This is a genomic window from Bradyrhizobium sp. CB2312, assembly GCF_029714425.1.
In the GTDB taxonomy this organism is placed as follows: domain Bacteria; phylum Pseudomonadota; class Alphaproteobacteria; order Rhizobiales; family Xanthobacteraceae; genus Bradyrhizobium.
Map to the genome: position 1 here is coordinate 6,153,931 of NZ_CP121668.1, position 22,945 is coordinate 6,176,875.

A 22,945-nucleotide genomic window follows, 5' to 3' on the forward strand; every position below is an offset into this window, starting at 1 on the left:
TTCGGAGCCTCTGACAGTTGGGACTCTCGGAAAGGTCCGGCAGCGTCGGTGTGTCGGGATCGTGGTTGGGATCGTACCTGACTTGCCAGAAGCGCTCGGGTATCTTGTCTGCTGCGATGCTCTTCATCTTCCACCGATCCGGAGAGCGTAATAGCGTGAGTGGGCCTCGCCGCCCGGGTCCCATGAGGCCGTGAGCTGGAAGCCCATCCTTTCGTAAAGCCGATGCGAGGCCGTCAGCGCGTTGTTGCTGGACAAGCGTATACGATCGTATCCCGCATTCCCGGCAAAGCTGATGAGGCCATCGGCGATCGTCCGCGCGATGCCGCGGCCTCGGTAGATTGGGGCGACAAACATGCGAACCATTTCGCACTCCCGATCGTTGAAACCCTTGATTGCGCCGGTGCCGATGATTGCGCCTTCGGCAATCGCGCACAAAAAGAGAGCTCGATCGGCGTAGACCGTGTCCGCGTTGTCGACGTCCGACAGGCGCGAATAAATGAAGTCCCGGACGAAGGCGTCCGGGTGTTCGTGAAAATGCTCGCGCCAGACGGATTCGATGAGCCGCCGGACCGCTAGCGCGTCACCAGGCCGGAACGGCCGAATTGTCCAATTTGGCTCCATATGTGTTGGCGCCGCCATGCGCATCCCTCCCGAGATCATGAGCCCAGAAGTCATTTCCAAGACATTGGAGGGTGTCAGGCGCCGGCGATCTCGCCCTGGCATAATGCGAGGTCGGCGCGTCGAAGGCTGACCTGGACGCCGACCTGGTCTATCGCATGAGCAATCGGCGGACTGGATTTCGCAACGGCGACTGTCACGCTATCCATCCTGATGAAGCGCCGCAGCAGACCTGCAGCGATCGTCTCGCCCAGAGCCTCCAGAGTCTGGAACTTGCCTGACCCAGCAATTTGCACGGCTTCATCAACGACGGCGTCGTATCTCACTGAAGAATCCAGATCGTCACTGAGGTGCGTCCGGACCTCTTGCAGATCGGCGGAAATATCGAAACTGAATTTCTGTCCGAGCGTTCGCTCTTCCTCGAACAGGCCGTGATAGCCGTAAGTCTGAAGTCCGGTGATTTTGATCGACGTCAGCATGGGCAGCTCCGGATGAAGCATTTTGATTCGGGGTTTCCCCAAATCGCCCAGGCGAGCGGCAATTGCCCCGCGCTTCCCGATGGTGCTCCATCCGACGTCGCCAGTCACGCGAGGTCTAAACGATATCAGCTTTCCGCAATGCCCACAATGAACATCGTTCCTGCTCGGGAGGCGGCAGGATACTCTTCTGCTCCTGTTTTGCCCGACGAGTCAAACGACCGGAGCCTGATGACGTCAGGCGCGCCCAGCGGTTGATTTCTCGCCGCTCGGGAGCTGCCTCACGTCCTTGCGCCCGCGCATCGATTAGACCAGATCGCACCGCAACTTAAGCACTGCCACCGCCGGCAACGCCGCCGGTCGCAGTTCTACTGTGCATGGGGTTGTTTTGCAGGATTTGGTTTTGAGAGTGATCCCGGAGCGCCTACCGCCCCGTCTTCACCTTGGTCCAGAGCCGGTTGATGATGCGCTGGGTGGCCGGCTCGCGCGCCGTGATGACGAACAGTTTTGCAAGCGTCGCCTCGTCCGGATAGATGTTCTTGTCGTTCAGGATCTTTGGATCGACCAGCTTCTGGCTGGCGAGGTTGCCGCTCGCGTAGGACAGGAAGTCCGAGTTCTTGGCGGCGACATCCGGGCGGTAGAGATAGTTGATCAGCTCGTAGGCCTCCTTGACGTTCTTGGCATCCGCGGGAATCGCGAGATTGTCGAAGAACATCTGCGCGCCCTCCTTCGGAATGGTGTAGCCGATCTCGATGCCGCTCTTGGCCTCCGCCGCGCGGGCGCGGGCCTGCATGATGTCGCCGGACCAGCCGACCACGAAGCAGATCTCGCCGGTGGCAAGCGCGCTCAAATATTCCGACGAGTGAAACTTGCGCACCGACGGGCGGACCTTGGCGACGACGTCTGCGGCCTTCTCGAGGTCGGCCTGCTTGGTCGAGTTCGGATCGAGCCCGAGATAGTTCAGCGCCGCCGGAAAGATGTCGTCGGCGGAGTCCAGCATGTGCACGCCGCAGTCTTTGAATTTCGCGAGGTTCTCCGGCTTGAAGACGATGTCCCAGCTGTCGATCTTCGCGTCGGGGCCGAGGATCTGCTTCACCTTGGCGACGTTGTAGCCGATGCCCGTCGTACCCCACATATAGTTCGCAGCGAAGTCGTTGCCGGGATCGTAGGTCGCAAGATGCCTGGTCACCATCGGCCAGGCGTTGGCGAGGTTCGGCAGCTTCGACTTGTCGAGCTTCTGGAAGATGTTGGCCTTGATCTGGCGCTGCAGGAAATAGGCCGTGGGCACCACGACGTCATAGCCGGACTTGCCGGCCATCAGGCGCGTCTCCAGCGTCTCGTTGGCGTCGAAGGTGTCGTAGACCACCTTGATGCCGGTCTCCTTGGTGAAGGCCTCAAGGACATCCGGCGCCATGTAGTTGGACCAATTGTAGAAGTTGACGACGCGTTCCTCGGCCCCGGCGGGAGGCGAAAGCAACGTCAGCGCGGCGATTGCAAGACCAAGGCAAAATCCCGAGCGGCTGACGTTCGTCATCTCAAACCTACCTCTTGCGTCCACGCACCGCGTCCGACAGCCGCTCCAGCGCGATGTCGAGGGTCTCGTCCTTCTTGGCAAAGCAGAAGCGCACCACCGAGGTCACCGGGTCCTGCTCGTAGAACGCCGAAACCGGGATCGCGGCGACCTTGTAGTCCTTCACGATACGCCAGCAGAACTCGGTGTCGCTCTCGTTCAGCCCGAGCGGCGACAGGTCGACGGTGAGGAAGTAGGTGCCTTGCGACTTCAGCACGGGGAAGCCGAGGCTCTCGAGGCCCTTGGTCAGACGGTCCCTGCTCCGCGTCAAATCCTTACGCATCGACAGGAAGTAGTCGTCGGACTTGCCGAGGCCGTAGGCGACGGCGGCCTGCAGGTTCGGGGCGGTGGTGAAGGTCAGGAACTGGTGCACCTTGGCGGCGACGCGCAACAGCTGTGGCGCGGCGCAGACGAAGCCGATCTTCCAGCCCGTCAGCGAGAAGATCTTGCCGGCCGAACCGACCTTGATGGTGCGCTCGCGCATGCCGGGAATGGTGATCAGCGGGATGTGCTTGTGCTCGTCGAAGGTGACGTGCTCCCAGACCTCGTCGCAGATCGCGATGACGTCGAACTCCTGGCAGTAGCGCGCGAGCAGCTCGAGGTCCTCGCGCGGATAGACCACCGCAGAGGGATTCAAGGGGTTGTTGAACAGCACCGCCTTGGTCTTTGAATTGAACACGCTTTTCAGCATGTCCTCATTCAGCCGCCAGTGCGGCGGCTCGAGCCGGACGAGGCGCGGAATGCCGCCGGCCTGGCGGATGATCGGCAGATAGGAATCATAGACCGGCTGGAAGCAGACCACCTCGTCGCCGGGCTGGACCACGGCGAGGATCGCCGAGGTCAAAGCCTCCGTGCCGCCGGAGGTCACCATCACCTCGCTCATCGGATCGAGCTTGAGCCCGTGCCAGTGGCCGTAATGGGTCGCGATCGCCTGGCGCAGCTCAGGCAAGCCCATCATCGACGGATACTGGTTGTAGCCGTTCAGCGACGCCTCGGCCGCGGCGCGGCGGATATCCTCCGGGCCGGGATCGTCAGGAAAGCCCTGGCCGAGATTGATGGCGGCATTGTCGCGCGCGGCCTGCGACATCGCCTCGAAGATGGTGACAGGAAGGTCGGCGAAGACCTTGTTCAGGGACGAGCTTTTCGACATCGGGCCGATCAGCCACCGACCTTGCTGGGAAGACCCGCCGCCTTCCAGCCGAGCATGCCGCCGGCCAGGTGCTTGTCGTAAGGCAGGCCCGCCGCCTGAGCCGCGAGCGAGGCCGTCACCGAGCGTTTGCCGGAGCGGCAGGCGAACACGACCTCTTTGCCTTGCGGATCGGGGATCGCTTTGGGATCGAAGGTCGAGAGCGGCACGACGACGCCATAGGGATAGGCCTCGGCCTCGACCTCGTTCGGCTCGCGCACGTCGACGAGGAGATAGCGGCCTTCCGCGACACCCTTGGAGACCTCGTCCGGGGTCAGATCCTGTACTTGATTTGCCACATCATCCTCCAACGTCGCGGGGCCCTCGCCGGGGCGATCCCGGCGGGCGGCAACCTCGCCTCTCGGCAGACGAAAATCAAGCGCTACAAAGGCTTGAGCTGCCTTGCGCAAGTTAAGGCTAAATCGCAGCGACTTGAAGTGTGCTTTGAATCCTAGGCCGGGATGGCCGGCCTAGATCGTGACCTGCGTTCCGACCTCGACCACGCGGCCGCTCGGGATCTGGAAATAGTCGGTGGCGTCGTTGGCGGAGCGGCTCAGCGAGATGAACAGCCGGTCCTGCCAGCGCGGCATACCGGAATGGGCGGCGGGCTTGAGCGCCCTACGCGACAGGAAGAACGAGGTCGACATGATGTCGAACTGCCAGCCCAGCTTGCGGGCGATGGCGAGGGCCTTCGGCACGTTGGGCGATTCCATGAAACCGAACTTCAGCGTCACCTTGGAGAAGGTCGGCGAGATCTGCTCCAGCCTGACGCGCTCGGCCGGATCGATGCGCGGGGTCTGCGCGGTCTCGATGGTGAGAATGACGTTCTTCTCGTGCAGCACCTTGTAGTGCTTCAGACTGTGCATCAGCGCGGTCGGCGCGCTGAGCGGATCCGAGGTCAGGAACACGGCGGTGCCTGACACACGCTGCGGCGGGCGCTTTTCGAGCATCGCCACGAGGTCGGCGAGCGGGAACTCGAGCTTGCGCGACTTCTCGAACAGCAGCCGGCTGCCGCGACGCCAGGTGTACATCAGCAGGATCATCAGCGAGCCGAGCGCCAGCGGCACCCAGCCGCCCTCGAACACCTTGAGCAGATTGGCGGCAAGGAAGGTGAAGTCGAGGAACAGGAACGGGATGATCAGCGCCGCGGCGGCGACCGGCGACCAGCGCCAGGCCTTCCAGACCACGACGAAGCCCATCATCCCCGTAACCACCATCGTGCCGGTCACGGCGATGCCATAGGCGGAGGCGAGCGCGCTGGAGGAGCGGAACAGCAGCACCATCAGGATCACGGCGACCAGCAGCAGCTGGTTGATGCGCGGGATGAAGATCTGGCCGGAATGGGCCTCGGACGTATGGCGAATTTCGAATCGCGGCAGCAGACCGAGCTGGATTGCCTGGCGCGTCAGCGAATAGGCGCCGGTGATGACGGCCTGGCTTGCGATCACGGTCGCCATGGTGGCCAGCACGACCATGCTGCCGCGCAGCCAGCCTTGCGGAAACAGCTGGAAGAACGGGCTCACGATCGCGCCGGGATCGTCGAGGACGAGCGCGCCCTGCCCCAGATAGTTGAGCGCCAGCGACGGCAGCACGATGAACAGCCAGGCGGTCTGGATCGGCCGCTTGCCGAAATGGCCGAGGTCGGCATAGAGCGCCTCGGCGCCGGTCACGGCCAGGAACACCGCGCCCAGCGTGACGAAGCCGATGATGCCGTGGTGGAGCATGAAGGACACCGCATAGAGCGGGTTCAGCGCGAACAGGATCTGCGGCTGCCGGATGATCGGGCCGATCGCCGCGATCGCAATCACGGCAAACCAGACGCACATCACCGGGCCGAAGAACGCCGCAACGCGCGCGGTGCCGCGCGACTGCACGGCGAACAGGCAGACCAGAATCACCACCGTCAGCGGAACGATATAGGGCTCGAAGGTCAGCGTGACGTCCTTCATGCCTTCGATCGCCGACAGCACCGAGACCGCCGGGGTGATCACGGCATCGCCGTAGAATAGCGCGCCGGAGATGATGCCGAGCAGGACGATGGTGGCCCCGCCGGTACCCACCGCACGCTGGGCCAGCGCCATCAGGGCGAGCGTGCCGCCCTCGCCGTTGTTGTCGGCGCGCAGCAGGATCACGACGTATTTGAGCGTCACCACGACGATGAGCGCCCACAGGATGAGGGAGACCACGCCGAGCACGGCCGCCGTCGTCGGCGACCCTTCCGCGCCCGCGGCCACCGTCACCGCCTCGCGGAACGCGTAGAGCGGGCTGGTGCCGATGTCGCCATAGACGACGCCGATGCTGCCGAGCGTCAGCGCGCCGAAACCGGCGGTGGTGTGGGCGTCGCCATGCCCATTGGCCGCCGCCGTTTCCGGGGCGGGAACTGCTACGTCGCTTGTCATGGGAGAGCCCGATGGCCTCTAAAAATGCTTCACTGCACAACGGCGGAAGAGCGCGCGGCTTATAGTCCTGCGCTACCGGCATAGCCTAGCCCGATTTTGGGCCCTCGCCATGCGAATTTCGCATGGGTTCAGCAGTTGCGTTTTCAAATAGTCACTTGGGTTCCGACTTCAACCACCCGCCCGGTGGGAATCTGGAAATAGTCGGTGGCGTCGTTCGCGGACCGGCTCAAGGCGATGAACAGATGGTCCTGCCACAGCGGCATGCCCGACTGTGCCGACGCCTTCAGCGACCTCCGCGACACGAAGAACGACGTCGACATGATGTCGAACTGCCATCCCTGCTTGCGCGCGATCGCCAGCGCCTTCGGCACGTTCGGCTGCTCCATGAAGCCGAAGCGCAGGCGGACCTTCGAGAACTTGTCGCTGATCTTCTCCATCCGGAATCGCTCGGAGAGATCGACCCGCGGCGTATGCGCGGTCTCGATGGTCAGGATCACGTTGTGCTCGTGCAGCACCTTGTTGTGCTTGAGATTGTGCAGCAGCGCGGTCGGCACGAAAGCGGGATCGCTGGTCAGGAACACCGCGGTGCCCTTGACGATGTGCGGAGGCCGCTTCTCCAGGCTGCGGATCAGGTCGTCGAGCGGCACCTCGATCCGGCGCGTCTTCTGGATCAGGATTCCCGAGCCCTTCCGCCAGGTCCAGATCGTGCCGGCCATGGCCGCACCGAACAGCAGCGGCACCCAGGCGCCTTCGAGCAGCTTGAGCAGGTTGGCGCTGAAGAAGGTCATGTCCACCATGACGAAGGGCAGGATCACGGCCGCGGCGGTCGCGGCGCGCCAATTCCACAGCTTCCAGATCACGACGAAGCCCATGATGCCGTCGGCCACCATGGTGGTGGAGACCGCGATGCCATAGGCCGAAGCCAGATTGCTCGGCGTGTGGAACAGCAGGACCAGCAGCATCACGCCGATCAGCAGCAGCCGGTTCACCCGCGGCAGATAGATCTGGCCGGCATGGGTCTCGGAGGTGTAGCGCACCTCGAAGCGCGGCAGCAGGCCGAGCTGCACCGCCTGATAGACCAGCGAATAGGCGCCGGTGATCACCGCCTGGCTCGCGATCACCGTGGCCGCGGTCGCAAGCCCGACCAGCGGCAGCACGAGGTTCTCGGGCACCATGCGATAGAAGGAGTGCTCGATCGCGCTGGGATCGGACAGCACCAGGGCGCCTTGTCCGAAATAGTTGATCAGCAGCGAGGGCAGCACGAAGAACATCCAGGCCGACTGGATCGGTTTGCGGCCGAAATGGCCGAGGTCGGCGTAGAGCGCCTCACCGCCGGTGACCGCCAGGAACACGGCGCCCAGCGTCACCAGGCCAATCGTGCCGTGCGACAACAGGAATTGCAGCGCGTAATAGGGATTAATCGCCGCCAGCACCGACGGATCGTCGGCGATGTGGACGGCGCCCATCACCGCAAGGCAGGTGAACCAGATCACCATCACCGGTCCGAACGCCGAGGCCACCAGCGCGGTGCCCTTGCTCTGGACGGCGAACAGCAGCGCCAGGATCAGAACCGTGAGCGGCACGACATAATGCTCGAACGCAGGCGTTGCGAGCTTCAGTCCGTCGACCGCCGACAGCACCGAGATCGCCGGCGTGATCATGGAATCGCCGATGAACATGGAGGCACCGACGACGCCCAGCGCAAGCAGGAACCAGCTCCGACGTCCGAGCGCGCGCTGGCCGAGCGCCATCAGCGAGAGCGTGCCGCCCTCCCCGTTGTTGTCGGCGCGCAAGAGCAGCAGGACGTATTTGGCGGTGACGACGATGAACAGCGCCCACAGGATCAGCGAGAGCACACCGAGCACGATGACCCGCGAGACCGGCTCGCCGCCGGCGGCGCCCCTGACAGCCTCGTGGAATGCGTAGAGCGGCGACGTGCCGATATCGCCGAAGACGACGCCGATGCTCCCGAGCGTGAGCGCCCAAAAGCCTGTTTTGACCGGCCCTTCCTGGGCCTCGGTCGATGTAATGCTCGCCGCCATGGAGGTGGAAAACGCTTCTTCCCTTGAATTGATCCGGCGCCTTTTGACGCTTCCTGCGCGCCTGTCAATTGGCACAACATAGCAGGCGCAGCCGCGGATGCTGTGACGGCGCGGCCACGCCATCGCCTGCGCGACGAGATGCCTCAGGTAGGATGGTAGCGCAAGGGGGTTACGGCTTCAGATTCGGCGGCAGCGGCGGATCTTCGCGCATCAAGGTGATGGTCACCCGTCGGTTGGCCGCGAGCGAGGGATCGTCCGGAAACAGCGGCTGGGTGTCCGCCTTGCCGGAGACGGCGAAGATGTGGGACGGCGGCAGGCCCTCGCGTTCGAGGATCTGGCGCACCGCGTTGGCGCGGTCGGCCGAGAGGTCGAACGCGCCGTAGTCGCTGCGGGTCGGCACGAACCCGGCCGCGGTGTGGCCGGCAATGGAGACACGGAGCGGCGTCGCCTTCAGCGGGACCGCAAGCTTCTCGATCAGGCGGCGCGTGCGGTCGTAGGGCACCTTGGAGCCGTCGGCGAACATCGAGCGGCCGTCCTGGTCGACGATCTCGAGGTTAAGACCCTGCTTGGTCTCCTCGAACATGATGTGCTTGGACATCTCGGTCAGTTCCGGCATGTCCTGCAAGGCTTGGCGCAGCGAGGCCGCGGCGAGCGCGAAATTGCGGTCGACCTTGATCTTGGCACCGGAGGTCTTGTCGCGGTCCTCCTGATCAGGCGTCGGCGTGTTGGAGGCATCCTCGGGCTGGATGTGATCGACGTTCTTCAGGCGCGGACGGGTCGGCAGGCCGTCGGATTCGACGATGCCGGCGTAGCGCGCTTCGCTCTGCACGCCGAAGGCATCGCGCATCGAGCCGGCGACGATCTTCAGCTTGTTGGCGTCCTGCGTCGAGAACGCGACGAGCATCACGAAGAAGCTCATCATCAGGCCCATCAGGTCGGCGAAAGTCACGAACCAGCCGTGACCGCCGCCGTGAGCATCGCCGCGCTTCTTCTTGGCCATCTCGCAAAATCCCGGCGGGCGTTACGCCGGCACCGGCTCGCCTTCGGCGTGACGATGCTTCTCCGGCAGATAGGCCAGCAGCATTTCGCGCACGAGCGTCGGGCTTTTGGAGTCGCGGATCATCAGGATGCCGTCGATGATCAGCGTGCGGTTGGTCTCTTCATCCAGCAGCTTGCCGTGCAGCTTGTCGGCGATCGGCAGACAGAACAGGTTGGCGACCAGCGCGCCGTAGAGCGTGGCAAGCAGCGCGGTCGCCATGAACGGGCCGAGCTTGGAAGGGTCGGTCATGTTGGCGAACATCTGCACCATACCGATCAGGGTGCCGATCATGCCGAAGGCCGGGGCGCAGTCGCCGATGGCGCGGTAGATCTTGCTGCCCTCGTCGAGGTGCATCAGGAAGTTGTCGCGGTCGCGCTCGAGATTGTCGCGGATGAAGTCGAGGTCGTAGCCGTCGGCGACGTAGCGGATGCCCTTGGCCAGGAACGGCTCGTCGGTCTCGACCTTTTCGAGGCCGACCGGGCCCTGCTTGCGGGCGATCTCGGCGATGCGGGCGAGCTCGTCGACGAGGTCGTGCGCCGACAGCCGGCTCATGGTGAAGGCGAACTTCGCGCCGAGCGGAAGGCCATGCAGCAGCGCCGAGAGCGGAAAGCGGATCATGGTGGCGGAGATCGAGCCGCCGAAGATGATGATCATCGCATGTTCGGAGATGAACATGTGGAGGTCGCCGCCCATGAAGATCATCGCAGTGATGACGATGATGCCGGCCGTGAGCCCAACGCCCGTCATGATATCCATGGGAGACTCCAACGCGTCCGCAACAACGGCCGTCCTGGCCGATGGCGCGGCCCAACCCCGAACCGCATCGGAAACCCTAGAGTGCCGCCCTTAAAGCCACGTAAAGGTTAAGTTGAGCCGGCCCGCCCGACCGGTACAGCGTGCTGATAGACGCCCGCTTTGCCTGCAGCCGACATGAATCTCAACGCTTCGCTAACCATGATTGCGCGGCAGATGATAATGTCCCCGGCGGCGAGCATGGGCTCGGTAACGCGCAGCCGTGAGCGATTGCCTGATACAAAGCGCCGAGGTGAATCTGATGGGTTTCTGGATAGCGGGTGCGATTGGATTGGCGATCGCCTACCTCTTCGGTTCTCTGCCTACGGGCTACCTGGGCTGCTTAGAGGCATAGACATTCGCGAGCACGGCTCCAGATCCACCGGCGCGACAAACGTGTTGCGCACCCTCGGGAAATGGCCTGCCCTGGTCGTGCTTTTTGTCGATGTGCTGAAGGGCGCCGCGGCGATCGTCTTCGCCCGCTGGTTTTATCGTTGGCTCTCCACATTGCCGTCTGTCACGCCGCCGACCGCGCTCGATCTGCAAACCTGGATCGCCTGGGCCGTGTGCCTCGCGGGACTTGCCGCGCTGTTGGGGCACAGCCTTTCGATCTGGCTGAACTTCACGGGCGGCAAATCCGCTGCGACCGGGCTCGGTGTCCTGCTGGCGATGTCCTGGCTAGTCGGTTTGGGGGCTGCAATCGCCTTTGGCATTGTGTTGGCTGCTTCTCGCATTGTGTCACTGAGCTCGATCGTGGCCGCGCTGACTGCGATCGCCCTCGTCTGCAGCCTGGAGCAGCCTTTGCCCTATCGGTTGCTCGTGATTGCAGGCGGCATCTACGTGATCGTCCGCCACCGCGCCAACATTCAACGGCTGCTCGCAGGGACAGAGCCGCGGTTCGGACAATTCAGTCCAGAACCCAGGTCGGGATCGTAAGGAACTGCCGAGACTTCAGTCGCTTCTATCGCGAAGCTGAATCCGAACTTCATGAGCCCGGGTGGTCTTCGTAGCGCGCCGGCCGGCGACTGCGGCCCTGCGCCACATCCGCGGCGAGAGACCATGCAGTATTCTGCAGCCGGGCGGCCTGCTCCATCACGGGAGCGATTTGCAATGCTGACGGTGTTCAGTCTTCTCACCGCGCTTCCCGCGGTGCTGGCGTTTCATCTGCTCGCGCCGGAGCTCGTTCTTCCGGCGTTCAGCGCGCTGCTCTTCGTCGAGGCCGCCTTCGCCGTGGTCGCGGCGCGCTTGCTCCACAGTCCCGACAGCACGGATGAGATCACGCTGTGGGATCTGGCGGGCGGCTTCACTTTGGTCGGATGCGCCGCCGCCGTGTTCGGCGAGCCGGATCAGGCCGCCCTGTTCCTGACGGAGCAAGGCAGCCCGCGGCCGGCGTCGCGGCCATAGGCTGCTCCGGCGCCCGCTCAGTGAATCTCCGCCGAGCGCTTCAGCGCGGCCTTGAGCTTCTCCAGCGAGAAGTCGGGGCTGCGCGCGATCTCCAGGATCGGCGTCTCGCGGCGGCCGCAGAGCTCGGCGGCCTCCGGCAGCTTTGCGGCAACGTCCAGCGGGATCACGATCGCGCCATGCTGGTCGGCGTGGATGAGGTCATCCGACTTCACCGTCATGCCGGCGACGCGCACCTCGCCGCCAAAGCTCTCCGCATGCACCCAGGCATGCGACGGGCCGATCGAGCCGGCCAGCGCCTGGAAGCCCGGTGCCCATTGCGGGATGTCACGGATCGAGCCGTCGGTGATGACGCCGAGACAGCCGAGCGCCTTGTGCACGTTGCTCTGCACCTCGCCCCAGAACGCGCCATAGCCGACGTCGGGGCCGTCGATGTCCTGGATCACGGAGATGCGCGGACCGTGGCCGGTGCCGACATATTCGTAATATTCGATGCGGCGCTTCGACTGCTCTTCGGGAGGCAACGACGACTTCAGCACCGAGCGGATCGCGACCGTGCGGGCATAGCCGACGATCGGTGGCAGGTCGGGGAACGGGCAGACCAGTTGCTTGGTGGTGTAGCCGATCAGGCGGCGCTCGGGCGCCACGATCTCCATGGCATTGCAGATCGTCGGCGTGTCATAGCGGCCCAGCGCTTCGAGGACGGAAGCGGGCAGCGGCCCGGTCGCGGTATCAGTCACGGCGTTCTCTCCCAGATTGGCGGCCGCTGTTGGCGCGGTGCCGCCGGCACTGGGCGATATAGCCGAGATCGGGCGTCAACCCAATCGGGACGTCCTCATGGCAGATATCCGCGCCTGATCGCTCAGTGCAGCCGGCCGGGCCGGTCGTCGTCGTGCGGCGGTTCCGACAGGTTTGCCAGCGTTGGCGCCGACGGCGGCGACGGCACCTCGCCGCCCGCCGGCGCAGCGGCTTCCGTTGCCCGCGCCTGGTCGCGGTAGGATTTGTAGCCGAGCGGCAGGCAGAGCAGGTACAGCACCGTCCCGATCGAGAGCACGTGCCAGGGATAGGCGATCAGGATCGCGATGAAGACGATCACCGCGACGAAGGCCGGCAGCACCAGTTCGGGCGGCACGCGCATCCGCTTGGTCTTGCCGGAGAACACCGGCAGGCGCGACACCATCAGGAAGGCGATCAGCAGCGTGTAGGCCGCCGTCACCGCCGCTGGGATGCGGCCGAGATCGAGGAACGCGACATAGATCGGCAGCAATACCGTGATCGCGCCGGCCGGCGCCGGCACGCCGGTGAAGAAATTGGCGGCGAAGGCCGGCTTGTTCGGATCGTCCATGGTGGCGTTGAAGCGCGCAAGCCGCAGGCCACCGGAGATCGCGAACACCATCGCGGCGATCCAGCCGGCATTGCCGAGCTCGTGCAGCTGCCAGAAATACAGCATCAGGCCCGGCGCGACGCCGAAATTGACGAAGTCGGCAAGGCTGTCGAGCTCGGCGCCGAATTTCGACTGGCCCTTGAGAATGCGCGCAACGCGGCCGTCGATGCCGTCGAGCGCGGCCGCGAACACGATGGCGTAGACCGCGAGCGACATCCGTCCTTCGATCGACAGACGAATCGAGGTCAGGCCGGCGCAGATCGCCAGCAGCGTGATGACGTTGGGCACCAGCATGCGCACCGGGATCGGGCGGAACCGCCGGCGGCGTACATCGGGATCTCTCAAATCATAGGGCGTCATGGCTGTCCTCACCTCAAGGCGAGATATAGCAAGCCGCATCCCCCTCCGCCATCGCGGCGAAAGGCCCCTTTTGGACTGGTTATTGGTTAATTGGCGCGGAAAGCGCGGCTCGGGTCGTCGCCGGTAAGGTCGGCCAAAATGGTCTCGCCCGCGATCGCGGTCTGGCCTTCCGACACCAGCGCCTTGGTGCCAACAGGCAGGTAGACGTCGAGCCGCGAGCCGAAGCGGATCAGGCCAAAACGCTCGCCGGCGCCGATCGCCTGACCTTCCTTGACGAAGCAGACGATGCGCTTGGCGACGAGGCCTGCGATCTGGATCACGCCGATCCGCGCCGTCGGCGTCGAGATGACGAGCGAATTGCGCTCGTTGTCCTCGCTCGCCTTGTCGAGCTCGGCATTGATGAACAGGCCGGGCCGGTAGGCAATGCGGTCCACCCTGCCCGCGATCGGGCTGCGGTTCACGTGGCAGTTGAACACGCTCATGAACACCGAGATGCGCGGCAGCGGCCGGTCGCCGAGCCCCAGCTCGGCGGGCGGCAGCGCCATGGTGATCATCGAGACGCGGCCGTCGGCCGGCGACACCACGAGCCCCTCGCGCACCGGCGTCACACGGACCGGATCGCGGAAGAACAGCGCGCACCACACGGTCAGGATCGTGCCGATCCAGCCCAGCGGCGACCACAGCCAGAACAGGATCAGGCTTGCCAGCGCGAAGCCGCCGATGAAGGGATAGCCCTCCTTGTGGATCGGCGGGATCTGACGCTGGATCGAATCGAGAATGGACATCGCTATCTGCCGCTCGAGGTTAATGGCACGGGTCGTTGCGCGGGCTTGTTTAGGCCAGAGTTGGGACCGGAGACAAGGTCACTCCGCGGCCGCCGGCGCCGCGAGGGCGTCCTCGACCGGCGGCGGCTCCCGGTTGGGCGCCTCGCTAGAGTCGGCCATCTGGGCCAGTTTCTCACGTGCGGCCTCGGCCTCGCGCTGCCTGTTCCACATGCTGGCATAGAGCCCGCCCTGCGCCAGCAGCTTGGCGTGGGTGCCGCGTTCGGCGATGCGGCCCTGGTCCAGCACGATGATCTCGTCGGCACCGACGATGGTCGAGAGCCGGTGCGCGATCACCAGCGAGGTGCGGTTCTTGGCGACACGGTCGAGCGCGCCCTGAATCTCGTGCTCGGTATGGGTGTCGAGGGCCGAGGTCGCTTCGTCCAGCACCAGGATCGGCGGCGCCTTCAAGACGGTGCGCGCGATCGCGACACGCTGCTTTTCGCCGCCTGACAGTTTCAGGCCACGCTCGCCGACCTGGGTCTCGTAGCCCAGCGGCGCCATGCGGATGAAATGGTCGATCTGCGCGAGGCGCGCCGCCTCCTCGACGTCGGCGTCGCTCGCATCCCAGCGGCCGTAGCGGATGTTGTAGCGGATGGTGTCGTTGAACAGCACGGTGTCCTGCGGCACCATGCCGATCGAGGCGCGCAAGCTGGCCTGCGTGACCTCGCGGATGTCCTGGCCGTCGATCAGGATCTTGCCGCCCGAGACGTCGTAGAGGCGGAACAAGAGGCGCGAGATCGTCGACTTGCCCGCGCCGGAGGGACCGACGATCGCAACCGTCTTGCCGGCCGGCACCTCGAAGCTGATGCCTTTGAGGATCGGCCGCGTCGGCTCATAGGCAAAGCGCACGTCCTCGAAGCGGACCGTGCCGGCGGACACGTTTAGCGGCGCCGCGCCCGGCACGTCCTTGATCTCGGCCTCGCGGCCGAGCACGCCGAACATCTTCTCGATGTCGATGATCGCCTGCTTGATCTCGCGATAGACCATGCCCATGAAATTCAGCGGCTGGTAAAGCTGGATCATCATGGCGTTGACCAGCACGAAATCGCCGACCGTGTTGGTGCCATTGCGCACGCCGATCGCGCACATCAGCATGGTCGCGGTCAATCCCAGCGTGAAGATCACGGCCTGGCCGGTGTTGAGCACGGCGAGCGAAGTATAGGTGTGGACGCTCGCCTCCTCGTAGCGCGCGACCGACTTGTCGTAGCGCTGCGCCTCGCGCATCTCGGCGCTGAAATACTTCACGGTCTCGTAGTTGAGCAGCGAGTCGATTGCCTTGGTGTTCGCCTCGGTGTCGGAATCGTTCATCTTGCGGCGGATGCCGATCCGCCACTCGGTCGCGATGTAAGTATAGTACATGTAGACCGTGACCGTGATCAGGGTTGCGACCACGTAGCGCCAGTCGAACTGCCAGAGCAGCACCGCCATCAGCAGCGAGACCTCGACGATGGTCGGGATCAGCTGCAGGATCACCATGCGCACGATCACCTCGATGCCCTCGCGGCCGCGCTCGAGCACGCGCGTCAGGCCGCCGGTCTTGCGCTCCAGGTGAAAGCGCAGCGACAATTCGTGCATGTGGACGAAGGTCATGGTGGCGAGCTTGCGCACCGCATGCATGGCGACGCGGGCGAAGATGCCGTCGCGCCACTGTGTCAGCACCGCCATCAGGATGCGCATGGCGCCGTAGCTCGCGGTGAGCAGCAGCGGCGAGGCGATCACCCAGAGATGCCAATTGTCGGCCGCGACCGGCGCGGTGTTGGCGCCGGTCAGCGCGTCGGTCGCCCATTTGAAGCTGAACGGCACCGCCAGCGTGATCAGCTTGGCCGCGAGCAGCAGCACCATCGACCAGACCACGCGCATCTTCAGGTCGAAGCGGTCGCCCGGCCAGATATAGGGCCACAGATGCGCCAGCGTGCCCATCAAGGTGGCCGCGGCCGGCGCTCCGCCGGCAGGTTCAGGAACGTCGGCGCCGTCGAACGATTGAGGTTGGTCCATCAAGAAGCCTGAAAGCCCGCCGGATGCGGACGTCGCTGCGATTAACGGTTTTCGCCCGTCATATAGAGCCTTCCAGATGCCAGCGCACCCCGCCAGATGGCGAATCTTCGATTGTTTGTCGCCATTTACCGGTAGATTCCCGGTCAGGTCGAATCACCGATTGGGCTTGACGCCCCTTCGCTGCAATGCATCATGACACCAATGAGCACCATTCAAACCGTCTGTGTCTATTGCGGCTCCGGCCCCGGAACCAATCCCCGCTTCACCGAAGGCGCCAAGGCGTTCGGCAAGGCCCTCGCCGAGAACAACATCCGCCTCGTCTATGGCGGCGGCTCGCTCGGCCTGATGGGCTCGGTCGCGACCTCCGTGCTCGACCACGGCGGCACGGTCACCGGCATCATTCCCGAATTCCTCCGCAAGCGCGAGAACGCGCTGACGCGCGTGCAGGAGATGATCGTCACCCCCGACATGCACGAGCGCAAGCGGCTGATGTTCGAGCGCTCCGACGCCTTCGTGGCGCTGCCGGGCGGCGTCGGCACGCTGGAAGAGCTGGTCGAGCAACTGACCTGGAAGCAGCTCGGCCGTCACGCCAAGCCGGTGCTGCTCGCCAATATCGACGATTTCTGGGAGCCGCTGTTCTCGCTGCTGTCGCATATGCGCCAGACCGAGTTCATCCGCGCCGGCCTTTCGGTCGACATCCTCAAGGCCGACCGCGTCGAGGAGATCCTGCCGAAGCTGAAGGCGGCGGCAGCCCAGATCGCCGAGGCGGAAAAGCAGCTCGCCCCGGAGGTTGCGCGCAGGCTGTAAGAGCTACTCGCTCGGAAACGTCACCGCCTCGACCCGGTTACCATCGGGATCGAGGACAAAGGCTGCGTAATAGCGCACACGGTCGTGTGGCCGCAGGCCCGGCGCGCCGTCGGAGACACCACCGGCGGACACCGCGGCGGCATGAAACGCATCGATCTCGGCGGTGGTCTTCGCCCGCAGGCAGATGTGCACGCCGCTCTCGGCCGGTACGCGCGGCATGCCCTCGCGCAAATTGATCCAGAACTCCGGATAGGCCTTGCCGAAGCCGACCGTCCGTGGCCGCGTCACGAGACGCGTCAGGCCGAGCGTTGCGAGTGTCGCCTCGTAGAATTTTGCGGAGCGATCGAGATCGCTGACGCCGACGGAGATGTGGTCGATCATGCCCCTGCCCTCTCCTCCTCGTCATTGCGAGGAGCGAAGCGACGAAGCAATCCAGACTGCTTCGGCGGAAAGACCCTGGATTGCTTCGCTTCGCTCGCAATGACGGTGCTTGTGGCGCCGCCGTAGCCCTACGCCGGCGCGCCCGATTTCACGAGCTTGTAGATCACCGAATCCATCAGCGCCTGGAACGAGGCGTCGATGATGTTCGGGGACACCCCGACCGTGGTCCAGCGGTCGCCGTTCTCGTCCTCGCTCTCGATCAGCACGCGCGTGACCGCGCCCGTGCCGCCATTGAGGATACGCACGCGGTAGTCGATCAGCGTCAGGCCCTCGATGTATCTCTGGTACTTGCCGAGATCCTTGCGCAGCGCGACGTCGAGCGCGTTGACGGGGCCATTGCCTTCGGCCGCCGAGATCAGGCGCTCACCGGCGACGTCGACCTTGACCACCGCGAGCGCCACGGTGACGCGTTCGCCATGCGAATTGTAGCGCTGCTCGACATTGACGTCGAACTGCTCGACCTCGAAATAATGCGGCACCTTGCCGAGCGTGCGGCGCGCCAGGAGATCGAACGAGGCGTTGGCGGATTCATAGGCGTAGCCCTGTGCCTCCCGCTCTTTCAACTCCTCGACCAGCCGCGTCAGCTTCGGATCGCTCTTCTCGTAAGCGATGCCGGCACGGTCGAGCTCGGCGATGACGTTGGAGCGGCCGGCCTGGTCCGACACCAGCACCTTGCGGTGGTTGCCGACCGTTTCGGGCAGCACGTGCTCGTAGGTCTGCGGATCCTTCAGCACGGCGGAGGCATGGATGCCGGTCTTGGTGACGAAGGCGCTCTCGCCGACGTAAGGAGCATGCCGGTTCGGCACGCGGTTGAGCATGTCATCGAGCGTGCGCGACACTTTCACGAGCGTCGCCAGCTTCTCTGCGGTGACGCCGATCTCGAAGGCGTCGGAAAACTCCTTCTTCAATTTCAGCGTCGGGATCAGCGAGCAGAGATTGGCGTTGCCGCAGCGCTCGCCGAGGCCGTTGAGGGTGCCCTGGATCTGCCGCGCGCCGGCGCGCACCGCCGCGAGCGAATTCGCCACCGCCTGCTCGGTGTCGTTATGGGCGTGGATGCCGACATGGTCGCCGGGGATGTGCTTCGTCACCTCGGTGACGATGGCCTCGACCTCGTTCGGCATGGTGCCGCCATTGGTGTCGCACAGCACCACCCAGCGCGCACCGGCCTCATAAGCGGCCTTGGCGCAGGCGAGCGCGAAAGTGGCGTCTTCCTTGTAGCCGTCGAAGAAATGCTCGCAGTCGAGCATGACCTCGCGGCCCGCAGCCTTCGCCGCCGCGACGCTGTCGCGGATCGAGGCGAGGTTTTCCTCCTTCGTCGTCTCCAGCGCGACGCGCACCTGGTAGGCCGACGACTTTGCCACGAAGCAGATCGCATCGGCTTTCGCCTCGAGCAGGCCGGCAACGCCGGGATCGTTGGAGACCGAGCGCCCTGCCCGCCGCGTCATGCCGAAGGCGGTGAAGCGCGCATGATTAAGCTTGGGCCTCGTCGCGAAGAATTCGCTGTCGAGCGGATTGGCGCCGGGATAACCGCCCTCGACATAGTCGATGCCGAGATCATCGAGCATGGCCGCAATGATCTGCTTGTCGGTCAGCGTGAAATCGACGCCGTTGGTCTGCGCGCCGTCGCGCAGCGTGGTGTCGAACAGATAGAGGCGCTCCCTGCTCATTGCGGTGCTCCGAGCGTCTTCTTCATGGTGGTGTTGGCGAGCCACTCGTCATTGACGGTGACGCTGTTGCGCCGCTGGGCGGTGTAGCCGCGCTTGGCGAAGAAATTCTGGGCGGTGTCGCTGGCATCGACGGTCAGCGCGGTTGCGCCGCGGCCGCCGGCGAGCTTCTCCAGCGCATCGACCAGCATGGTCGCGATGCCCTGCCCGCTAACGGCGGGATGCACATAGAGCATGCGGATTTGATCGGTGCCGCGCAGCGAGGCAAAGCCAACGGGCGAGCCTTCCAGCGTCGCGATCAGCGTCAGGTCGGAGGCGAGCTGCTTGCCGAACTCCTCGTCCTCCGCGGCCTCCATCCAGGCCTGCTGCTGCGCCTCGCTATAGTCGTCGCCGGTCAGCTCCTCGATGCTGGCGGTGAAGATCGCGGCGAGCACCGGCACGTCATCCGGCAGGAACGGCCGCAGGCCGGGCTTTGGCAAACTCTGTCCCATCGTCGTCACCACATCCCATAGAGTTTCAGCGCGATCGCCACGGCGGCGCCGAGCAGTAGGATCTTCAGCGCGATGTAATAGAGCCAGTGCCGCGGGAACGGCGTGTCGGGCCGTTTCATCGCGCGATCTCCCAGGTCGTGCCGTCCTTGGAGTCCTTGATCGCAACGCCCATCGCCGCAAGCAGATCGCGGATGCGGTCGGACTCTTTGAAGTCCTTCCGACCACGCGCCGCCGTCCGCTCCGCGATCAGGCGCTCGACCTCTGCGGCATCGACGCCGCTCGCCTGCTGCTTGCGCCCTTCCCATTGTGCCGCGCTCTCGGAGAGGAAGCCGAGTAGCCGCAGCGATCCCGATACTGCAGCGGCATCGCCGCGCAAGCCGTGCAGCGCCGCAATCGCGAGCGGCGTGTTGAGGTCGTCGAGCAGCGGCTCGACGACGGATGCCGCCGGCTTGCCGGGCGCAACGTCGGCCGCGACCCGATACCAGTCGTCGAGCGTCCTGGCGCTCTCCTCCAGCGACTTCATCGTCCAGTCGATCGGCGAGCGGTAATGCGTCTTCAGCATGTTCAGGCGCAGCACCTCGCCCGGCCAGTCCTGGAGCAGCTCGTGAATGGTGATGAAGTTGCCGAGGCTCTTCGACATCTTCTCGCTCTCGACCTGAAGGAAGCCGTTGTGCATCCAGTAGTTCGCCATGCGCTCCTGGTGGAAGGCGCAGCAGGTCTGCGCGACCTCGTTCTCGTGATGCGGAAACACGAGATCGATGCCGCCGCCGTGGATGTCGAAGTGCTCGCCGAGATGCTTCCAAGCCATCGCCGAGCACTCGATGTGCCAGCCAGGACGGCCCTCGGCCTTGATGCCGGCCGGCGACGGCCATGACGGCTCGCCCGGCTTGGACGGCTTCCACAGCACGAAGTCGGTATTGCCCTTCTTGTAGGGCGCAACGTCGACACGGGCGCCGGCAACCATCTCGTCCAGCGAGCGGTTGGACAATGCGCCGTAGCGCGGCAGGCCCGCATTGGCCGCGTTCATCGCCTGCGGCGAGAACAGCACATGGTCCTCGGCGGCATAGGCGAAGCCGCCCTTGATCAGCCTCTCGATGATCTCGCGCATCTCGACGATGTGCTCGGTCGCGCGCGGCTCGACGCTCGGCCTGAGCGCACCGAGCGCGTCGACGTCGGCGTGAAACTGCTCGCCGGTCTGCTCGGTGACCTTGCGGATCGCCTCGTTCAGCGGCAGGCCGGGAAAGTCGCGCGCAGCACGGTCGTTGATCTTGTCGTCGACGTCGGTGATGTTGCGGACATATTTGACGTGCGCCTCGCCGTAGATGTGGCGCAGCAGCCGAAACAGCACGTCGAACACGATCACCGGCCGCGCATTGCCGATATGGGCGAAGTCATAGACGGTCGGTCCGCAGACATACATGCGGACGTCCTTCGCATCGAGCGGCACGAACGGCCGCTTTTCCTTCGTCAGCGTATCGTAAAGGCGCAATTCCATATGGATACCCGTCGGCTGTTGGCCGGGCGTCCAAGGCTCTCAATGTGTTTGAGAAAAGACGGCTCCAGCCAGCGAATCGCTAGCTCGTAATCTCGCGGCAAATGACGCAAATGGCGAGGAGACCGTTCATGCGGAACATATGGGCCATGAGGCGGCCCTGCGTCAAGAGAGCCGCGAAAATGCCGCTTTATTTCCGCAAAGCGCGGCCTCGCCGCCTTGATGGTTCGTCATCCTTAACCTTTTGAGACTATTCAGAAGCTGGCGGTTCCCCAAAGCCCCGGTATTTTCATGCGATCGATATTTGCGCTCATTTCCTTTGCCTCCATCCTTGCGGCATCCGGCGCTTTCGCCGAGACCCGCGTCTTCATCATCGCCAGCCAGGCGGACGGCTACGGCATCGACCAGTGCCTGGCCAAGGGCGACAAATGCGGCGCACAGGTCGCGCGGACCTATTGCCAGTCACGGGATTTTGCCCAGGCATCGAGCTATCGCCGGGTCGATCCCGATGAAATTACCGGCTCTGTCCCCAAAACCGGCGCAAACTGCTCCCATGGGCATTGCGACGAATACGTCGCAATCACCTGCCAGCGCTGAATTCGCTCGGAGCTGGCGTACCTTAGGTCCGATCTTTGGCCCTTGAAACGACGTGACGATGCCGCAGGAAGCGGCTATGGGAGGGCGCGCTTCGGCCCCCAAACTCACTTGGAATGTCACATTGGGCCGTGACCTCGCTAGAATGGCGGATATGCCTGAATCTCTCTCTCTCTTCCGTGCCCGCTCCCTCCTTGCCTGCACCGTGCTCCTCGGCGCCGTCGTGCTTGCCAACGGCGCTCTCGCGCAGGCCGGCCCGCCCGGACCGCCGCCGCAGCCTGGCCAGAACGGGCTCGGGCCGAACCCGATGTGCTCGCGGCTGGAAGGCCAGCTCGCCGCGCTCGATCGGGGCGGCGGCGGTGGCGACCCCGCGCGCGAAGACCAGATCCGCCGCTATCAGGAGTCCCAGAGCCGCCAGCAGGCCGAGCTCGACCGCGTCACCATGCAGGCCAAGCGCATGGGCTGCGATTCCTCCGGCTTCTTCTCGATGTTCAACGGCCAGTCGGCGCAATGCGGCCCGGTCAACACCCAGATCCAGCAGATGCGCGCCAATCTGGACCAGATCACCAGCAGTCTCGAACGCCTGCGTGGCGGCGGCCCCGGCGGCTTCAGCCCGGAGCGCGACAATCAACGCCGCTCGGTGCTGGCGGCGCTGGCGCAGAACAATTGCGGCCCGCAATATGCCAACGCCGCGCAGTCGCAAGGCGGCGGCAACTTCCTGAGCAATCTGTTCGGCGGCGGCAACAACCCCAACAATCCGCAAGGCGTGCCGCCGGCCGATCTCGGCCCGCAGTCGGGCACCTACCGCACCGTGTGCGTGCGCACCTGCGACGGCGCTTATTTCCCGATCTCGTTTGCGACCGTGCCGGCGCGCTTTCCCGACGACGAGAAGACCTGCAAGGCGCTGTGCCCGGCCGCGGAAGCCGTGCTCTACACCCATCGCAATCCCGGCGAGGACATGAACTCGGCGGTCTCCACCGCCGGCCAGCCCTACACGGCGCTGCCGACCGCGTTCAAATTCCGCAGCGAGTTCAATCCGTCCTGCTCCTGCAAGGCCGCGGGCCAGACCTGGGCCGACGCGCTGAAATCGGCCGACGACAAGGCCGCCGCCGAGCAGCAGGGTGACATCATCGTCACCGAGGAGAGCGCCAAGAAGATGCAGCAGCAGCGGCTCAGCAAGGGCACGCCGCAGCCCGCCAATGGCAAGAAGGGCGCAGCGCCTGCGCCGACGACGGCGGCTGCGCCAGCGCAGACGCCGCCGGCGGACACCGGCACTGCTGCGTCGAGTTCAGAGAACAAGCCGATCCGCTCAGTCGGCCCGACCTTCCTGCCGCAACAGCAGAAGTAGGCCCTGATCCGTCATGCCCTGC

The 22,945-nt window shown here is 64.7% G+C and carries 21 protein-coding genes, 1 pseudogene and 1 riboswitch; of the genes and pseudogenes, 5 read left to right on the forward strand and 17 right to left on the reverse strand.

The window, feature by feature from the left end; all coding sequences use genetic code 11:
• Positions 1–123 precede the first annotated feature (123 nt).
• The 9 genes from QA642_RS30240 to QA642_RS30280 form a co-directional block, all read right to left on the reverse strand.
• Positions 124–639 (reverse strand): GNAT family N-acetyltransferase, encoded by a 516-nt coding sequence (locus QA642_RS30240; RefSeq protein WP_283080108.1) that lies wholly within the window; start codon positions 637–639, stop codon positions 124–126.
• A gap of 56 nt (positions 640–695) precedes the next feature.
• Complete coding sequence (gene folB, locus QA642_RS30245; RefSeq protein ID WP_283080109.1) at positions 696–1,097, reverse strand: dihydroneopterin aldolase; 402 nt, start codon at positions 1,095–1,097, stop codon at positions 696–698.
• A gap of 38 nt (positions 1,098–1,135) precedes the next feature.
• Positions 1,136–1,215, reverse strand: a riboswitch (ZMP/ZTP riboswitch).
• 303 nt (positions 1,216–1,518) lie between these two features.
• Complete coding sequence (locus tag QA642_RS30250; RefSeq protein WP_283080110.1) at positions 1,519–2,628, reverse strand: polyamine ABC transporter substrate-binding protein; 1,110 nt, start codon at positions 2,626–2,628, stop codon at positions 1,519–1,521.
• Between the two features lie 7 nt (positions 2,629–2,635).
• Positions 2,636–3,814 (reverse strand): aminotransferase, encoded by a 1,179-nt coding sequence (locus QA642_RS30255; RefSeq protein WP_283080111.1) that lies wholly within the window; start codon positions 3,812–3,814, stop codon positions 2,636–2,638.
• An 8-nt stretch (positions 3,815–3,822) separates the two neighbouring features.
• Positions 3,823–4,149 (reverse strand): rhodanese-like domain-containing protein, encoded by a 327-nt coding sequence (locus QA642_RS30260; protein WP_008139644.1) that lies wholly within the window; start codon positions 4,147–4,149, stop codon positions 3,823–3,825.
• Between the two features lie 171 nt (positions 4,150–4,320).
• Positions 4,321–6,249 (reverse strand): potassium transporter Kup, encoded by a 1,929-nt coding sequence (locus QA642_RS30265; protein ID WP_283080112.1) that lies wholly within the window; start codon positions 6,247–6,249, stop codon positions 4,321–4,323.
• A gap of 143 nt (positions 6,250–6,392) precedes the next feature.
• Positions 6,393–8,291 (reverse strand): potassium transporter Kup, encoded by a 1,899-nt coding sequence (locus QA642_RS30270; RefSeq protein ID WP_283080113.1) that lies wholly within the window; start codon positions 8,289–8,291, stop codon positions 6,393–6,395.
• A 169-nt stretch (positions 8,292–8,460) separates the two neighbouring features.
• Complete coding sequence (locus QA642_RS30275) at positions 8,461–9,291, reverse strand: flagellar motor protein MotB (RefSeq protein ID WP_283080114.1); 831 nt, start codon at positions 9,289–9,291, stop codon at positions 8,461–8,463.
• Positions 9,292–9,312: 21 nt separating this feature from the next.
• Positions 9,313–10,086, reverse strand: coding sequence for a MotA/TolQ/ExbB proton channel family protein (locus QA642_RS30280; protein ID WP_018645542.1), 774 nt, complete (start codon positions 10,084–10,086; stop codon positions 9,313–9,315).
• A 298-nt stretch (positions 10,087–10,384) separates the two neighbouring features.
• Here QA642_RS30280 and plsY point away from each other — a divergent pair.
• Together plsY and QA642_RS30290 are read left to right on the forward strand one after the other, a co-directional pair.
• Positions 10,385–11,058: pseudogene (gene plsY / locus QA642_RS30285) on the forward strand (glycerol-3-phosphate 1-O-acyltransferase PlsY).
• A 174-nt stretch (positions 11,059–11,232) separates the two neighbouring features.
• Positions 11,233–11,526, forward strand: coding sequence for a hypothetical protein (locus tag QA642_RS30290; RefSeq protein ID WP_283080115.1), 294 nt, complete (start codon positions 11,233–11,235; stop codon positions 11,524–11,526).
• Between the two features lie 17 nt (positions 11,527–11,543).
• Here QA642_RS30290 and QA642_RS30295 read toward each other — a convergent pair whose 3' ends face one another.
• From QA642_RS30295 to QA642_RS30310, 4 genes are all read right to left on the reverse strand, one after another.
• Positions 11,544–12,263, reverse strand: a complete 720-nt coding sequence (locus QA642_RS30295; protein WP_283080116.1) for an RraA family protein — start codon at positions 12,261–12,263, stop codon at positions 11,544–11,546.
• Positions 12,264–12,385: 122 nt separating this feature from the next.
• Positions 12,386–13,267, reverse strand: a complete 882-nt coding sequence (locus QA642_RS30300) for a phosphatidylcholine/phosphatidylserine synthase (protein ID WP_283080117.1) — start codon at positions 13,265–13,267, stop codon at positions 12,386–12,388.
• Positions 13,268–13,353: 86 nt separating this feature from the next.
• On the reverse strand, positions 13,354–14,052 hold the full coding sequence (locus QA642_RS30305; RefSeq protein WP_283080118.1) for a phosphatidylserine decarboxylase: 699 nt from the start codon (positions 14,050–14,052) through the stop codon (positions 13,354–13,356).
• Positions 14,053–14,130: 78 nt separating this feature from the next.
• On the reverse strand, positions 14,131–16,086 hold the full coding sequence (locus QA642_RS30310) for an ABC transporter ATP-binding protein/permease (protein ID WP_283080119.1): 1,956 nt from the start codon (positions 16,084–16,086) through the stop codon (positions 14,131–14,133).
• A 201-nt stretch (positions 16,087–16,287) separates the two neighbouring features.
• Between QA642_RS30310 and QA642_RS30315 the strand changes: the two genes are divergently transcribed.
• The gene (locus tag QA642_RS30315; RefSeq protein ID WP_283080120.1) at positions 16,288–16,893 is read left to right on the forward strand and encodes a TIGR00730 family Rossman fold protein; all 606 of its coding nucleotides are present in this window, start codon (positions 16,288–16,290) and stop codon (positions 16,891–16,893) included.
• Between the two features lie 3 nt (positions 16,894–16,896).
• Here the strand turns inward: QA642_RS30315 and QA642_RS30320 are convergent, their stop codons facing one another.
• From QA642_RS30320 to cysS, 4 genes are all read right to left on the reverse strand, one after another.
• Positions 16,897–17,274: a VOC family protein gene (locus tag QA642_RS30320; protein WP_283080121.1), complete on the reverse strand. Its 378-nt coding sequence runs from the start codon at positions 17,272–17,274 to the stop codon at positions 16,897–16,899.
• A gap of 128 nt (positions 17,275–17,402) precedes the next feature.
• The gene (gene cimA / locus QA642_RS30325) at positions 17,403–19,001 is read right to left on the reverse strand and encodes a citramalate synthase (protein ID WP_283080122.1); all 1,599 of its coding nucleotides are present in this window, start codon (positions 18,999–19,001) and stop codon (positions 17,403–17,405) included.
• Positions 18,998–19,489 carry a GNAT family N-acetyltransferase gene (locus QA642_RS30330; protein ID WP_283080123.1) on the reverse strand — a complete coding sequence of 164 codons (492 nt, stop codon included), beginning with the start codon at positions 19,487–19,489 and terminating at the stop codon, positions 18,998–19,000. Before QA642_RS30330 ends, cimA begins: the two co-directional genes overlap by 4 nt.
• A 115-nt stretch (positions 19,490–19,604) precedes the next feature.
• The gene (cysS, locus tag QA642_RS30335; RefSeq protein ID WP_283080124.1) at positions 19,605–20,984 is read right to left on the reverse strand and encodes a cysteine--tRNA ligase; all 1,380 of its coding nucleotides are present in this window, start codon (positions 20,982–20,984) and stop codon (positions 19,605–19,607) included.
• 288 nt (positions 20,985–21,272) lie between these two features.
• Here cysS and QA642_RS30340 point away from each other — a divergent pair, with 288 nt between their 5' ends.
• Both QA642_RS30340 and QA642_RS30345 read left to right on the forward strand, forming a co-directional pair.
• On the forward strand, positions 21,273–21,578 hold the full coding sequence (locus QA642_RS30340) for a hypothetical protein (protein ID WP_283080125.1): 306 nt from the start codon (positions 21,273–21,275) through the stop codon (positions 21,576–21,578).
• A gap of 142 nt (positions 21,579–21,720) precedes the next feature.
• The gene (locus tag QA642_RS30345; RefSeq protein ID WP_283080126.1) at positions 21,721–22,923 is read left to right on the forward strand and encodes a DUF2865 domain-containing protein; all 1,203 of its coding nucleotides are present in this window, start codon (positions 21,721–21,723) and stop codon (positions 22,921–22,923) included.
• The last annotated feature ends 22 nt before the right edge of the window (positions 22,924–22,945 follow it).

Coding starts and splice junctions, on each gene's coding strand:
- QA642_RS30240 (WP_283080108.1), bottom strand. CDS start 639: ATGGCGGCGCCAACACATATGGAGCCAAATTGGACAATTCGGCCGTTC.
- folB (WP_283080109.1), bottom strand. CDS start 1,097: ATGCTGACGTCGATCAAAATCACCGGACTTCAGACTTACGGCTATCAC.
- QA642_RS30250 (WP_283080110.1), bottom strand. CDS start 2,628: ATGACGAACGTCAGCCGCTCGGGATTTTGCCTTGGTCTTGCAATCGCC.
- QA642_RS30255 (WP_283080111.1), bottom strand. CDS start 3,814: ATGTCGAAAAGCTCGTCCCTGAACAAGGTCTTCGCCGACCTTCCTGTC.
- QA642_RS30265 (WP_283080112.1), bottom strand. CDS start 6,249: ATGACAAGCGACGTAGCAGTTCCCGCCCCGGAAACGGCGGCGGCCAAT.
- QA642_RS30270 (WP_283080113.1), bottom strand. CDS start 8,291: ATGGCGGCGAGCATTACATCGACCGAGGCCCAGGAAGGGCCGGTCAAA.
- QA642_RS30275 (WP_283080114.1), bottom strand. CDS start 9,291: ATGGCCAAGAAGAAGCGCGGCGATGCTCACGGCGGCGGTCACGGCTGG.
- QA642_RS30280 (WP_018645542.1), bottom strand. CDS start 10,086: ATGGATATCATGACGGGCGTTGGGCTCACGGCCGGCATCATCGTCATC.
- QA642_RS30290 (WP_283080115.1), top strand. CDS start 11,233: ATGCTGACGGTGTTCAGTCTTCTCACCGCGCTTCCCGCGGTGCTGGCG.
- QA642_RS30300 (WP_283080117.1), bottom strand. CDS start 13,267: ATGACGCCCTATGATTTGAGAGATCCCGATGTACGCCGCCGGCGGTTC.
- QA642_RS30305 (WP_283080118.1), bottom strand. CDS start 14,052: ATGTCCATTCTCGATTCGATCCAGCGTCAGATCCCGCCGATCCACAAG.
- QA642_RS30310 (WP_283080119.1), bottom strand. CDS start 16,086: ATGGACCAACCTCAATCGTTCGACGGCGCCGACGTTCCTGAACCTGCC.
- QA642_RS30315 (WP_283080120.1), top strand. CDS start 16,288: ATGAGCACCATTCAAACCGTCTGTGTCTATTGCGGCTCCGGCCCCGGA.
- QA642_RS30320 (WP_283080121.1), bottom strand. CDS start 17,274: ATGATCGACCACATCTCCGTCGGCGTCAGCGATCTCGATCGCTCCGCA.
- cimA (WP_283080122.1), bottom strand. CDS start 19,001: ATGAGCAGGGAGCGCCTCTATCTGTTCGACACCACGCTGCGCGACGGC.
- QA642_RS30330 (WP_283080123.1), bottom strand. CDS start 19,489: ATGGGACAGAGTTTGCCAAAGCCCGGCCTGCGGCCGTTCCTGCCGGAT.
- cysS (WP_283080124.1), bottom strand. CDS start 20,984: ATGGAATTGCGCCTTTACGATACGCTGACGAAGGAAAAGCGGCCGTTC.
- QA642_RS30340 (WP_283080125.1), top strand. CDS start 21,273: ATGCGATCGATATTTGCGCTCATTTCCTTTGCCTCCATCCTTGCGGCA.
- QA642_RS30345 (WP_283080126.1), top strand. CDS start 21,721: ATGGCGGATATGCCTGAATCTCTCTCTCTCTTCCGTGCCCGCTCCCTC.